Annotated in this window: 15 protein-coding genes and 2 tRNA genes; 8 read left to right on the forward strand and 9 right to left on the reverse strand. The window is 67.9% G+C overall.

The genetic code is table 11. From position 1 onward, the window contains the following. Positions 1-12 precede the first annotated feature (12 nt). Positions 13-1,563 carry a carboxyl transferase domain-containing protein gene (locus H7K45_RS27225; protein ID WP_263999201.1) on the reverse strand — a complete coding sequence of 517 codons (1,551 nt, stop codon included), beginning with the start codon at positions 1,561-1,563 and terminating at the stop codon, positions 13-15. Positions 1,564-1,655: 92 nt separating this feature from the next. Between H7K45_RS27225 and H7K45_RS27230 the strand changes: the two genes are divergently transcribed. Then, the gene (locus tag H7K45_RS27230) at positions 1,656-2,270 is read left to right on the forward strand and encodes an SACE_7040 family transcriptional regulator (RefSeq protein WP_263999202.1); all 615 of its coding nucleotides are present in this window, start codon (positions 1,656-1,658) and stop codon (positions 2,268-2,270) included. Here the strand turns inward: H7K45_RS27230 and H7K45_RS27235 are convergent. Beyond that, positions 2,267-2,422 carry a DUF6131 family protein gene (locus tag H7K45_RS27235; RefSeq protein ID WP_263999203.1) on the reverse strand — a complete coding sequence of 52 codons (156 nt, stop codon included), beginning with the start codon at positions 2,420-2,422 and terminating at the stop codon, positions 2,267-2,269. The genes H7K45_RS27230 and H7K45_RS27235 overlap by 4 nt on opposite strands. 16 nt (positions 2,423-2,438) lie before the next feature. Beyond that, entirely contained in the window at positions 2,439-2,654 is a 216-nt protein-coding gene (locus H7K45_RS27240) for a hypothetical protein (RefSeq protein ID WP_263999204.1), read from the reverse strand. A gap of 156 nt (positions 2,655-2,810) precedes the next feature. On the opposite strand from H7K45_RS27240, the gene H7K45_RS27245 reads away from it, so the two are divergent. Then, positions 2,811-3,599, forward strand: coding sequence for an MmpS family transport accessory protein (locus H7K45_RS27245; protein WP_263999205.1), 789 nt, complete (start codon positions 2,811-2,813; stop codon positions 3,597-3,599). Here H7K45_RS27245 and H7K45_RS27250 read toward each other — a convergent pair. Continuing rightward, the gene (locus H7K45_RS27250) at positions 3,596-4,915 is read right to left on the reverse strand and encodes an MFS transporter (RefSeq protein ID WP_263999206.1); all 1,320 of its coding nucleotides are present in this window, start codon (positions 4,913-4,915) and stop codon (positions 3,596-3,598) included. The genes H7K45_RS27245 and H7K45_RS27250 overlap by 4 nt on opposite strands. Before the next feature lie 33 nt (positions 4,916-4,948). On the opposite strand from H7K45_RS27250, the gene cmrA reads away from it, so the two are divergent. Further along, on the forward strand, positions 4,949-5,755 hold the full coding sequence (gene cmrA, locus H7K45_RS27255; protein ID WP_263999207.1) for a mycolate reductase: 807 nt from the start codon (positions 4,949-4,951) through the stop codon (positions 5,753-5,755). A gap of 4 nt (positions 5,756-5,759) precedes the next feature. Here cmrA and H7K45_RS27260 read toward each other — a convergent pair whose 3' ends face one another. Then, complete coding sequence (locus H7K45_RS27260; RefSeq protein ID WP_263999208.1) at positions 5,760-7,382, reverse strand: helicase HerA-like domain-containing protein; 1,623 nt, start codon at positions 7,380-7,382, stop codon at positions 5,760-5,762. Positions 7,383-7,474: 92 nt separating this feature from the next. Between H7K45_RS27260 and orn the strand changes: the two genes are divergently transcribed. Next, the gene (gene orn, locus H7K45_RS27265; protein WP_263999209.1) at positions 7,475-8,122 is read left to right on the forward strand and encodes an oligoribonuclease; all 648 of its coding nucleotides are present in this window, start codon (positions 7,475-7,477) and stop codon (positions 8,120-8,122) included. A gap of 27 nt (positions 8,123-8,149) precedes the next feature. Beyond that, positions 8,150-8,222, forward strand: a tRNA-His gene (locus H7K45_RS27270). Between the two features lie 53 nt (positions 8,223-8,275). On the opposite strand, the gene H7K45_RS27275 is transcribed toward H7K45_RS27270, so the two are convergent. Continuing rightward, a complete protein-coding gene (locus tag H7K45_RS27275; RefSeq protein WP_263999210.1) occupies positions 8,276-9,499 on the reverse strand; it encodes a L,D-transpeptidase in 1,224 nt (407 codons plus the stop codon). Between the two features lie 160 nt (positions 9,500-9,659). Between H7K45_RS27275 and H7K45_RS27280 the strand changes: the two genes are divergently transcribed. Together H7K45_RS27280 and H7K45_RS27285 are read left to right on the forward strand one after the other, a co-directional pair. Further along, positions 9,660-9,735, forward strand: a tRNA-Lys gene (locus H7K45_RS27280). 539 nt (positions 9,736-10,274) lie between these two features. Continuing rightward, on the forward strand, positions 10,275-10,445 hold the full coding sequence (locus H7K45_RS27285; protein WP_263999211.1) for a hypothetical protein: 171 nt from the start codon (positions 10,275-10,277) through the stop codon (positions 10,443-10,445). A 6-nt stretch (positions 10,446-10,451) separates the two neighbouring features. Here the strand turns inward: H7K45_RS27285 and H7K45_RS27290 are convergent, their stop codons facing one another. Beyond that, on the reverse strand, positions 10,452-10,679 hold the full coding sequence (locus tag H7K45_RS27290) for a DUF3618 domain-containing protein (protein ID WP_263999212.1): 228 nt from the start codon (positions 10,677-10,679) through the stop codon (positions 10,452-10,454). A gap of 105 nt (positions 10,680-10,784) precedes the next feature. Between H7K45_RS27290 and bcp the strand changes: the two genes are divergently transcribed. After that, positions 10,785-11,258: a thioredoxin-dependent thiol peroxidase gene (bcp, locus tag H7K45_RS27295; protein ID WP_263999213.1), complete on the forward strand. Its 474-nt coding sequence runs from the start codon at positions 10,785-10,787 to the stop codon at positions 11,256-11,258. On the opposite strand, the gene H7K45_RS27300 is transcribed toward bcp, so the two are convergent. Beyond that, positions 11,247-12,584 carry a dipeptidase gene (locus H7K45_RS27300; RefSeq protein WP_263999214.1) on the reverse strand — a complete coding sequence of 446 codons (1,338 nt, stop codon included), beginning with the start codon at positions 12,582-12,584 and terminating at the stop codon, positions 11,247-11,249. The two genes, bcp and H7K45_RS27300, sit on opposite strands and share 12 nt — an antisense overlap. A gap of 23 nt (positions 12,585-12,607) precedes the next feature. After that, a complete protein-coding gene (acpS, locus tag H7K45_RS27305) occupies positions 12,608-13,000 on the reverse strand; it encodes a holo-ACP synthase AcpS (protein ID WP_263999217.1) in 393 nt (130 codons plus the stop codon). Positions 13,001-13,024: the final 24 nt, after the last annotated feature.

The following is a 13,024-nucleotide window of genomic DNA, read 5'->3' on the forward strand; positions in this document are numbered from 1 at the left end:
AAGGTCACCGGGTCACATCCTGAAGACGCCGTAGGACACGGGCTCGAGTGGAGCCTGTGCGGCAACGGAGAGGGCCAGTCCCACCACGGTTCTGGTGTCCGCCGGGTCGATCACGCCGTCGTCCCACAGCCGTGCGGTGGAGTAGTAGGGGTTGCCCTGGTGTTCGTACTGCGCGCGGATGGGGGCCTTGAAGGCCTCTTCCTGCTCCGGGGTCAAGTCCCCTCGCACGGTCGCCAGCACCGATGCGGCTTGCTCGCCGCCCATCACCGAGATGCGTGCGTTGGGCCACATCCACAGGAAGCGAGGCGAATACGCCCGCCCGCACATCGAGTAGTTGCCCGCCCCATACGAGCCGCCGATGACCACGGTCAGCTTCGGTACCCGTGCGCACGCCACCGCCGTGACCATCTTGGCGCCGTGCTTGGCAATGCCACCCGCTTCGTAGTCGCGGCCCACCATGAAGCCGGCGATGTTCTGCAGGAACAGCAGGGGCACCGAGCGCTTGTCGCACAGCTCGATGAAATGCGCTCCCTTGACGGCGGATTCGCCAAACAGCACCCCGTTGTTGGCGACGATGCCGACGGGGTGGCCGTGGATGCGGGCGAAACCGGTGACCAGCGTCGTGCCGTACTCGGCCTTGAACTCGGTGAAGCCGGACCCGTCGACGATTCGGGTGATCACTTCGTGAACGTCGTAGGGAACCCTCGAGTCGGTGGGCACGACGTCGTAGAGCTCGGTGTGGTCGGCGGCGGGCTCGACCGTCGGCGCCACCTCCCACGGCGTGGGCGTGCGCGGGCCCAGCGTGCTCACGATGTCCCTGACGATCCGCAGCGCGTCGCGATCGTCGTGGGCCAGGTGGTCGGTCACGCCGGAGACTCGTGAGTGCAGGTCGCCGCCGCCGAGTTCCTCGGCCGTGACCACCTCGCCGGTGGCGGCCTTCACCAGTGGTGGCCCGCCAAGGAAGATGGTGCCTTGGTTGCGCACGATGACGGCTTCGTCGCTCATCGCGGGCACGTAGGCGCCGCCTGCGGTGCACGAACCGAGGACCGCGGCGATCTGCGGGATGCCCTGGGCACTGAGGTTGGCCTGGTTGAAGAAGATTCGGCCGAAGTGCTCGCGATCGGGGAACACTTCGTCCTGGCGCGGCAGGAAGGCTCCGCCTGAGTCGACGAGGTAGAGGCACGGCAGCCGATTCTGGGCCGCAATCTCTTGTGCGCGAAGGTGTTTCTTGACCGTGATCGGATAGTAGGTGCCGCCCTTGACCGTGGCGTCGTTGGCCACGATCATGCATTCCCGGCCGGACACCCGACCGATGCCCGCGATGAGACCGGCACCGGGGCACTCGTCGTCGTACATGCCGTCGGCAGCCAGCGGGGCCAGTTCCAGGAACGGACTGCCAGGGTCGAGTAGGCCGTCGACCCGGTCGCGCGGCAACAGCTTGCCCCTGCCGACGTGGCGTTCCCTGGCACGTGGCGGCCCGCCGAGCGCCGCGGCCGCCAGCTTGTCGCGCAGCTCCGCCACCAAGGTCAGGTGCTGGTCACGATGGGTCGTCTGGGTGGGCAAGGGCCGTGTCCGTCCATTCTGGTTAACCGTCGCTAACTGATGCTACGTTAGTCATCGTTAACCGAAAAGGGCAATCGCCGAGAGGGGCAGAGGTGGCGACGGCGAAGACGGCGGCCACGACAGGCGGGACACCGCGCAGCCGGGCGAAGTCCGACCGGCGGTCGCAGCTGCTCGCCGCCGCCGAGCGCCTCATGGCCGAACATGGCTTCCTCGGCGTGCGACTCGAAGACATCGGTGCGGCCGTGGGCGTGTCAGGACCGGCGATCTATCGCCACTTCCCCAACAAGGAGGCCCTGCTCGTCGAATTGCTCGTCGGGATCAGCACGCGCCTGCTGCAGGGAGCCACCGTCGTCGTGGCCGGCGCGCCCGACGCGGCATCCGCTCTCGACGGACTGGTCGACTTCCACCTCGACTTCACGCTGACCGAACCCGAGCTGATCAGAATTCAGGATCGCGACCTGGCCCACTTACCGGCATCGGCCAAGCGCCAGGTGCGTCGCGCACAACGTCAATACGTCGAACTGTGGGTCGACGTGCTTCGTGCCGTGGACGGCGACCTCGAAGACGCCGACGCCCGCCTGGCCGCCCACGCCGCGTTCGGCCTGCTGAACTCCACACCGCACAGCGTGCGCCCCGGAACCGTGCGGGACTCGTCGCGCGCGATGCTGCGGGCCATGACGCTGGCCGCGCTCACCCGCCGCAGTTAGTACCAGACGCGGCGGCCGCCGACGGCGTGACCCAGCGCGCCGAGCAACCAGAACACCGCGCCGATCACCAGCGCGACCACGCCCACGTAGGTCAACACCGGGACGGCGAACACCAGACCGAGAATGACCAAGAGAACACCAAGGGCGATCATGCCTACACCTCGCTCGCTACTGACTGGGCTGGGGGACGTTGATGTTGCAGTCGGCGACCTTCGGGTTCGCGCCCGCATAGTTGAGCGGGCCGGCAACCACCGTCAGGGCTATCGATCCGGCTGTCGCACAACTGGTTTCAGACGACTTGAAGTAGTCCCGCTGGTAGGCGGCGAAGACGCCGATCAGCAACCACACGAGAAGGATGGTGCCGATGATTCCGCTGCCTCGCATGCTGAACCTCCATGTCGCTGACCGCCCGTGCGGCGTCGCGACCGGTTTACCCGCCCGATAATTGCGATAAACACCCCGTCGCGCCCTCGGCGGCGGTGGTCACGAGCTCCGTCGGGCCGGCCGCCGACGCAGGTACCCTGCAGGCATGAGGTGGAGATGACGGATTCGTCGCGCCGCGACGGGTGGGATCAAGAACACCCCGGCACGTACAACTACCCCGCCTTCCCCGGATCGCCATACGGTCAGCAGGCGCCGTACCAGGGTGCCGGGGCCGCGGACGCGGACCGTTCGAGGCCTACCGAGCAGCTGCCCGCGTACTCGCCCTACGGTTACGACCCCTATGCGACCGGCACCTACGGGCCGCCGAACCCCCCGGGCGGTGCGCCACCGGACCCACCCAAACCAGACGGACCCAACCCGCGGCGGTGGCTGTGGGCCGCCGCCGGCATGGTGTTGCTGGTCGTCCTCGGCATGGTGATCGGACTGGTCATCGTCGACAGCTCGCACCAAGACACCGTCGTCGCGCCACCCCAGACGCCGCTGGAGCCCACCGCGACCCGTCCGTCCACCCCGAGCAGCACCGCCTCGACGCCCACCACCACCCGGATTCCCAGTACCTCGCCGACGACGACGCCGGGGGTCATACCGCCCACGACGTCGACCAATCCGAACGACAGCCACACCGTGGTCTACTCCGTCGCCGGTGAAGGCCGGGCCATCAGCATCCTGTACCTGGACAGCGGCGGCGTACTGCAGACCGAGTTCAACGTGATGTTGCCGTGGCAGAAGGAAGTTCAGCTCGCCGGGGCGGCCAACAGCTCGGCGAGCGTCAGCATCGTCAACGTCGGTCGCGAGCTCACCTGCTCGATCACCATCGACGGCACCGAAACCCAGCAGAACACCGGAACCGGGCTGACGCTGTGCACCGCGCTGGGTAGTCGCTAGGCCGAATACCGCGGCACGCGCACGAAGCAGATCGCCAGCAGACCCAACGCCAGGACGGTGACCAGACCGCCCATCCCGGCGCGGTCGGTGCCAAACACGGTGATGAACGTGGTGAACAGGATCGGCGCAAGGAACGTCGCGGCCCGCCCCGTCGTGGTGTAGAGCCCGAAGGCGGCACCTTCCTTGCCCTCCACCGACATTCGCATCATCGTGGTCCGCGCCGAGGACTGAACGGGACCGATGAACAGGCATAGCAACAGCCCACACACCCAGAAGGCCGACGGCCCGTGCAGCGTCATCATCACCAGGGCGACGACGATCATCGCAGTCAGTGAGCCGACGATGATGGGCTTGGAGCCGATGCGATCGTCGAGCAGGCCACCGAGAACGGCCCCCGTGGCCGCGACCACCAACGCGCACATGCCGAAGAGCAGCACGTCGGCCCTGGACACCCCGTAGGCCGAGACGCCCAGCACCGCACCGAAGGTGAAGATGCCCGTCAACCCGTCGCGGAAGATCGCACTCGCCGCCAAGTAGTAGACGACGTTTCGATCGCGCCGCCACTGGTCCTTCAGATCGGCCCCCAACTTTCGGTACGCACCGATCACACCGGGTGCGGCGACAGGAGCCTCGGGTGCCCACGCGTCGACGTTGGTACGGGTGCCCAGCACCAACGGGACGGCGAACACCAAGAACCAGGCGGCAGCCACCACCATGACCAACCGCACCGGCCACCCGTCGTCGGCGGACACGCCCAACAGCCCGCTGGTGTCACCGTCGCCGCCGCCGATGAAGCCGAAGTACACCACCAGCAGCAGGAGCACACTGCCCAAATAGCCTGAGGCGGCGCCAAATCCGGAGATCCGCCCCGACGTGTCGGGGGTCGACAGCTCACGAAGCATCGCGTTGTAGGGCACCGTCGCCAAGTCGCTGCATGCCGCCGTGACCGACAGCAGCACGAGACCAACCCAGAGATATCGATGCTCGGGACGGATGGCGCTCATCGACGCGGTCAACGCGATCACGACGACGGTCAGCACGGCCAGCACCGTGCGCCTGCGGTGTGCCGCGTCCACCCAGATGCCCGTGACCGGGGCCAGCGCCGCCACCGCCAGCCCGGCGGCGAACAACGCCCACCCCAGCCAGGCCGTCGGCGTCGTGCTGCCCGGCAGACCCGCACCGACCTGCTCGGTCAGATACACCGAGAAGACGAACGTGACGACGATGGCGTTGACTCCGGTTGCGCCGCAATCCCACGACGCCCACGCGATGACGGGGAAACGCCCCGCGGTCCGAGTACCCGCGGGGCTGGTCATGACCGCACTCTATTGGTACCTACGATTGGGCCCATGTCCGTACCCGCTCCCAGTCCCGACGCGCGCGCCGTCGTCACCGGCGCCTCGCAGAACATCGGCGAAGCGCTGGCCACCGAGCTCGCCGCCCGAGGGCACCACCTGATCATCACCGCCCGCCGCGAGGACGTGCTGACCGCGCTGGCCAGCAGGCTGACCGAACGCTACGGCGTGACCGTCGAGGTGCGCGCCGTCGACCTGGCCGACCCCGCGGCACGCGACGAACTGTGCGCCGAGCTCGCCACGCGCAACGTGTCGATCCTGTGCGCCAACGCCGGCACGGCCACCTTCGGGCCCGTCGCCAAGCTCGACGCCGACGGCGAGAAGGCGCAGGTGCAACTCAACGTGCTCGGCGTGCACGACCTGGTGCTGGCCGTCCTGCCGGGCATGGTCGAACGCCGGGCCGGCGGCATCCTCATCTCCGGATCCGCGGCGGGTAACTCGCCGATTCCCAACAACGCGACCTACGCGGCGTCGAAGGCATTCGTGAACACCTTCAGCGAATCGCTGCGCGGCGAGGTCAAACCACTCGGCGTCCACGTCACCGTGCTGGCGCCCGGGCCGGTGCGCACCGAACTGCCCGACCCCGACGAGCAGTCGTTGGTCGAGAAGCTGATCCCCGACTTCCTTTGGATCTCCACCGAGCACACCGCGAAGCTGTCGCTCGACGGCCTGGAGCGCAACAAGATGCGCGTCGTCCCCGGCGTCACCTCCAAGGCGATGTCGGTGGCCAGCGGCTACGCCCCGAGGTCGATCGTCACGCCGATCGTCGGTGCGGTCTACAAGAAACTCGGGGGCGAGTAACCGCTCAGCGACGCCGGCGCTGCCGGGTGCCGGTCCCGAACACGCTGCGGGTGATCTCCCGTCCCGCAACGGTGGCCGCCGACCGGATGAAGCTCTTGAACGCCGAGCTGTGGATCACCTCGTCGACGAAGCTGGGCCCCTCCGGCACGGGCGCGGCGACCGGACCCGGGTAGTAGGCCCCACCGTCGAACCCGCCGTCCAGCGGCGGCGGGAGCGCATCCGGCGCCGCAGGTGCAGGTGGTGCAGCCGGTGGAGGCGCCAGCTTGGCGTTGAGGCGCTCGTAGGCCGACTCGCGGTCGACCGTCTGCCCGTACTCGGCCTGCAGGGGTGACGCCTTCGCGGCCGCCGAGATGGCATCGGGGCCGATGGTGTCCATCAGCGAACGCGGCGCGCGCATCCGCGTCCACGCCACCGGGGTCGGCGCACCGTTCTCCGAGAGCACGGTGACGATTGCCTCGCCGGTGCCCAGTGACGTCAACGCCTCCCCCAGGTCGTAGACGTCGGTCTTCGGATAGGTGCGAACGGTCTTCGACAGCGCCTTCTGATCGTCGGGCGTGAACGCGCGCAGCGCGTGCTGCACGCGGGCGCCGAGCTGGGAGAGCACGTCGTTGGGCACGTCGGTGGGCAGCTGGGTGCAGAAGAACACCCCGACGCCCTTGGAGCGAATCAGCTTGACGGTCTGCTCGACCTGCTCGAGGAACGCCTTGGACGCGTCGTCGAACAACAGGTGCGCTTCGTCGAAGAAGAACACCAGCTTCGGCTTGTCCACGTCGCCGACCTCCGGCAGCGTGGTGAACAGGTCGGCGAGCACCCACATCAGGAACGTCGAGAACATCACCGGCCGGGCCGCCTGCGCGCCGAGTTCCAGCAGCGTGATGACCCCGCGGCCCTGGGCGTCGAGTCTCATCAGGTCGTCGGGCTCCAATTCGGGCTCGCCGAAGAACGTGTCGGCGCCCTCGGCCTCGAGGTTGACCAGGGCGCGCAGGATGACGCCCGCGGTCGTCGTGCTCACCGCGCCGAGCGCCTTGAGTTCGGGCTTGCCGTCGGCGCTGGTGAGGAATTGGATGACCGATCGCAAATCCTTCAGATCAAGGAGCGGCAGCCCCTTCTGATCGGCCCAGTGGAAGATCAGGCCAAGTGTCGACTCCTGAGTTGCGTTGAGCCCCAACACCTTCGACAGCAAGATCGGGCCGAAACTGGTGATGGTCGCGCGAACCGGTACGCCGATGCCAGAGGTGCCCAACGACAGGAACTCCACCGGGTAGGCGGTCGGAGCCCAGTCGTCGCCGGTGTCGGCCGACCGCTGGGTGACCTTGTCCCCCGGAGCACCGGGACGCGACAGTCCCGACAGGTCGCCCTTGACGTCGGCCATCACCACCGGGACGCCGGCCGCGGAGAGTTGTTCGGCCATGAGCTGCAGCGACTTCGTCTTGCCGGTGCCCGTCGCGCCGGCCACCAGGCCGTGCCGGTTGACCGTCGCCAGCGGGATCCGGACCTGCGCTCCTGGGTCCGCGACCGACCCGGACGGGCCGTTGACCACCACCGAACCCAGCTCCAACGCCAGTCCTCCGACGGCGTACCCAGCGGCGATGCGTCGTGCGGGGGTGACGGTCGCGTCTTCGCTCATGCGGGCGAGAATACTGGTCGCGGTCGGTCCGGGAGCCGTCGAGGACGGGTCTGGGCGACCGGTGTCGGGCTGTGCGAATACTGTTGACCGCTGTGCGTGACGAACTGGTGTGGATCGACTGCGAGATGACGGGCCTGGACCTCAAGTCCGACCGTCTCATCGAGATTGCGGTCCTGGTGACCGACGGCGAACTGAACCTCCTCGGCGACGGCCTCGACGTCGTCATCCACGCCGACGACGAGGCGCTCGACGGCATGGTCGACGTGGTCGCGACGATGCACCGCAAGTCGGGACTGACCGAGGAGGTGCGGACGTCCACCGTCGACGTGGCAGCAGCCGAGGCGATGGTCCTCGACTACATCCGCAGACACGTCAAGCAGCCGAACACCGCCCCGCTGGCCGGCAATTCGATCGGCACCGACCGCGGTTTCATCGCCCGCGACATGCCCGCGCTGGACGACTTCCTGCACTACCGCATGATCGACGTCAGCTCCATCAAGGAGCTGTGCCGCCGGTGGTATCCACGGATCTACTTCGGCCAGCCCGAGAAGGGGCTCGCCCACCGCGCGCTCGCCGACATCCACGAGTCGATTCGCGAGTTGAAGTACTACCGCAGCACCGCCTTCGTGCCTCCCCCTGGGCCCTCGACCAGCGACATCGCCGCGATCGCCGCCGAACTGGGGCCGCCAGCCGACGACGCGCGGTCCGGCGATTCGGCCACGGGCCACTCGACCGGCTAAGATCGACGGGCCGCCTCGGCGGCAATGGTGGCTGTAGTTCAGTTGGTAGAGCACCAGGTTGTGATCCTGGCTGTCGCGGGTTCGAGTCCCGTCAGCCACCCAGCAGGTCGGAGGGCGTTCGCGCCCTCCGACTTTCTGCTTTCCGGGGCCGCGTCAGACGTTGGCGTTGCCGGCCTTCCACTGGTCCCACGGCACGTTCCAGTCCCCGAGCCCGTCGACCCCTGGCAGCACGCTTCCCACGGTGTTGGTGACCACGACGAGGTCGCCGCGCTTGGTGTTCTCGTAGAACCACTTGGCGTTGGCGGTGCTGACGTTGAGGCAGCCGTGGCTGACGTTGCTGTAGCCCTGGCTGCCCACCGACCACGGCGCGGCGTGTACGTAGATGCCGCTGTAGGACATCTGGGTGGCGTAGTCGACTTCGGTGCGGTAGCCGTTCGGGGAGTTCGACGGCACCCCGTAGGTCGAGGAATCCATCACCATGTGCGACAACCGGTCGCCGATGATGTAGGTGCCGTTGTTGGTCGGAGTGCTGTTCTTGCCCATGGAGATGGGCATGGTCTTGACGACCTCGCCGTTGCGCCGGACCGTCAGCGTCTTCGTGTCGTCGTCGGCGGTGGCGATCACCTCGTCACCGATCGTGAAACGGGTGGTGACGTCCTCCTGGCCGAACAGCCCGTCGCCCAGATCCACCCCGTACGTGTTCACGGCCACGTCGACCGTCGTGCCGGGCGTCCAGTACGCCTGCGGACGCCACCGCACCTCGCGGTTGCTCAGCCAGTAGAACGCGCCCTCGACGGGAGGATTGGTGGTCACCGTGATGGCCTTCTCCGCGGCGAGGCGGTTCGGCACGTTCTCGTCGAACCGGATGGCGACGGGCTGACCGACGCCGACGACGTCACCGTCCGACGGCAACAGGTAGGGCCGGGTCAAATTCTCCGGAGAGTGCGTCTGGAACGTCATCGACCGACTCGTCACCCCGCCCAGCCCCAGAGACTGAGCGCTGAGCGTGTACTTCTTGTTGTAGCCGAGCGGTTCGGTAGTCATCCAGCGCAGGCCGTCGGGGCTGAGCCGACCGGCGACCGTCGAGCCCTCCGCATTGGTCATCGTCACCGAGCCGAGGACGCCGTCCTCCGCGCTGACGGTCACCGGCGAGTCGACGGTGACACCGACCGCTCCGTCGGTCACCGACGCGCTCAACTTGGGAACCAGGAGATCACCGAACGGCGTGCCCTTGTCCTCGATGGTCTGCGGCTGCGGCGCCGGGGTGGGCGTGGAGTTGCACGCGGCGACCCCGAGGACGACGGCCGGCACCATCACCAAGGCCACCCACCAGTTGCGCATCCGGCGCGTGCGGACTGCCGATTGGGCCTGCCACATGCTCATACACCTTCCAAGCTGATTCACGAGTCATTCCCACCCGCCTGCCAGCAGTCTAGGCGAGGCCGACGACACCAGCGCGGTCGTCGGAGCCGGTCCCCGCGCCCCCGGGTGACCGGATTTCACCCCAGGCCGCAGAGACTGTTATCGTCTTCCACGCGCGCCGTTAGCTCAGTTGGTAGAGCAGCTGACTCTTAATCAGCGGGTCCGGGGTTCGAAACCCTGACGGCGCACCACGTGAATCGGGTCGGAGACGGCCCGATTCCTTGGTTTTGGGGCAATCAAGTCGTCCCGCCCGGCATCGGCCATTCCCAGGAATGGGATTCCCGTGCCGTTAATTCAAGCGTCGATGACATTTCTCGGACGAAATGGCGACGGTCATTGCACACGCCAAATTCGGTCGTCACCGCACGACAATGCAATTCACCCGAACCGGCGGCCTGGCCCCCTGATCGCCAGGTCAACCGGCGAACGCGTCCGCCTGAGTGGCGACCCTTCCGGTGCCGACGGCCACTCTCCGATAGCGACCGATGCCAAAGTCAATTAACTGCGCCATTTCACCGATCCGGTCCCGTCGTGTGCTGGAACCGCTGCCCGTTGACCAATTCTCTGCCGTCAGGTAAACGAAAGCCGCGATCTTGACAGCTCCAACCAGCGCAAACAGATCGACGACGTGCCATGCAGGGCGGGCAACACCTGCTACCATCGGGGTTAGCTACACGCGTAGCCACGGGCAATCAGCCCGGTATTGGAGAAAGTGACGAGGTCTTAGCTGATGTCGACCGCAGGTGCGGCCCCACCCATCGTCGCGTCCCCCGCCACGGCGGACGGCCGCGAGGATCGGGCCGTCGTGGTCTACACCTGCACCAGGCTGGGGCTCGTGGCGAACCCGCCTGGGTTCTCGTTCCTCGATCTCTTTCGGTTCGGCCGCTTCCGGCGTCGCTGAGGCGTCTCAGCGGTTGGTGACCCGCCGGATCGCCAGGACCACGACGATCGTGCCCAGCGCCGCAAGCGTCATCGCCACCGCAGGCTTCTTCGCGAACTGCACCACACCGGTCTTGACGTCATCGGCGATCCGAGCCGGGTTGGCCCGTTCGGCGAGGGCATCCACGGTCTGCGCCAGCTGCTCTCGCGCCACGTCGATGTCCTGCTTGATCTTGTCGGGATCCCGGTCGGCCACGTCAGCCCCTTCAATCGCGGTGCGGTCTTGGGGAATTACCCTAGAGCAGCCACGCGACGCGGCCCACACCGCAGTCGCGCACCCGACCGAAGGGAACACCGACCGATGCCAGCGACCCCGCGCCTCGCGGTGGGCGACGACGCCCCCGCCTTCAGCCTCCCCGACGCCGACGGCAACACCGTCTCGCTCGCCGACTTCGCCGGGCGCAAGGTCGTCGTGTACTTCTATCCCGCTGCCTCCACGCCGGGTTGTACCAAGCAGGCCTGTGACTTTCGGGACAGCCTGGCGGAGCTGAACGGTGCGGGCCTCGACGTCGTCGGCATCTCCCCCGACAAGCCCGCCAAGCTCGCCAAGTTCCGCGACGCCGAGGGGCTGACGTTCCCACTGCTGTCCGACCCTGACCGCACCGTCCTGACCGCGTGGGGCGCCTTCGGGGAGAAGTCGATGTACGGCAAGACCGTTCAGGGCGTCATCCGCTCCACGTTCGTCGTCGACGAGGAGGGCAAGATCGAAGTCGCCCAGTACAACGTGAAGGCCACCGGTCACGTGGCCAAGCTGCGCCGCGAGCTAGCGGTCTAGCGCCCCCAGCGCTTCGAGCAGTAGCGCCTCCGAGGTCGCCGCCCGTTCCAGCACCCCCAGGTCGAGGCTCTCGTCGACGGCGTGTGCCTGGGTGGCCGGATCCTCCACCCCGGTGACGAGGATCTTGGCCTCCGGGAAGGCCGCTGCGAACGCGGCGATGAAGGGAATCGACCCACCGACGCCCATGTCGACGGGATCGGTGCCCCAGGCCTGCCGAAAGGCCGAGCGGGCGGCGTCGTAGACCGGACCCGTCGCGTCGATCGCGTAGGGCTGCCCCAGATCGCCCGGCGTGACGGTCACCCGAGCCCCCCACGGCGCATGCCGTTCGAGGTGACGGGTGAGCGCCTCGAGATGAGCCCGGGCGTCACCGCCGGGGGCCACCCGCATGCTGACCTTGGCGCGGGCGCGCGGTATCAACGTGTTGGACGACTTCGCGATCGACGTGGCGTCGAGCCCGATGACCGTGATCGCCGGCTTGGCCCACAGCCGTTCGGCGACCGTGCCCGACCCGATCTCGGTGACCCCGTCGAGCATTCCGGTCTCCTCGCGGACCTGCTCCGGCGGGTACTCCACGTCGGCCGCGGTGCCCTCGTGCAGTCCCTTGACCGCGACGTTGCCATCGTCGTCGTGCAGGCTGGCCAGCAGGCGCACCAGGACGCTCACCGCATCCGGGACCACGCCGCCCCACATGCCCGAGTGCAGTCCGTGATCCAGGGTGGCCACCTCGACCACGCAGTCGGCCAAGCCGCGCAATGACACCGTCAGCGAAGGGGTCTCGGTGGTCCAGTTCATCGAATCGGCGATGACGATGACGTCGGCGGCCAAGAGGTCTTGGTGCGCGGCGAGCAGAGCACCAAGGGACGGCGATCCCGACTCCTCCTCCCCCTCCACGAACACCGTGACGCCGACCGGCAGGTCGCCGTCGAAGGCACGGATGGCCGCGAGGTGGGTGGCGATGCCCGCCTTGTCGTCGGCGGTGCCGCGACCGTAGAGCCGGCCGTCGCGTTCGGCGGGTTCGAACGGCGCCGACGCCCACTGGGTCGCGTCACCCTCTGGCTGCACGTCGTGGTGGGCGTACAGCAGGACCGTGGGGGCGCCGTCGGGCGCGGGCCGACGCGCGATGACCGCAGGCGCGCCACCCTCGCTGACGGTGCGCACGTCGTCGAAACCGGCTCGTGCCAACAACTTCGACACCATCTCCGCCGTGCGGTGCACCTCGTCGCGGCGACCAGGGTCGGCCCACACCGACTCGATGCGGACGAGGGCCTCGAGGTCGGCTCGCACCGAGGGCAGTACCGACTGGACGCGGGAGACGATGTCGCTCATGGGAACGACGTTAGTCGCTCCTGCTAGGCGGACTCCAGGATCGCCACCGCCGCCGCGGTGTCGCCGTCGTGGGTCAACGACACGTGGATGGTGATGTCCTTGAGGTGCTCGGCGATGTCGCCGGACAATCGCACCTTCGGCCTGCCCCACATGTCGGTGACCACCTCGATGTCGCGGTGGATGTCCTCGGGCAGCACCGGCCGCTTGGAGAACCGCGACCCCGACCACGCCTTGATCACGGCCTCCTTGGCCGCCCACCGGGCCGCCAGGTGGCGCGCCGCCGACGAACTCTTGTCGGCGGCGTCCCGACGCTCACCCGGGGTGAACGTCTCGGCGAACACCGTGCCCGGCTGGTCGACCTGTTCGGCGAAGTCCGAGATGGAGACCAGGTCGATGCCGACCCCGACGATGCTCATGGCTGGAACGCTAGCCGAGCCCCC

The organism is Mycobacterium yunnanensis, assembly GCF_025823185.1.
GTDB lineage: Bacteria > Actinomycetota > Actinomycetes > Mycobacteriales > Mycobacteriaceae > Mycobacterium > Mycobacterium yunnanensis.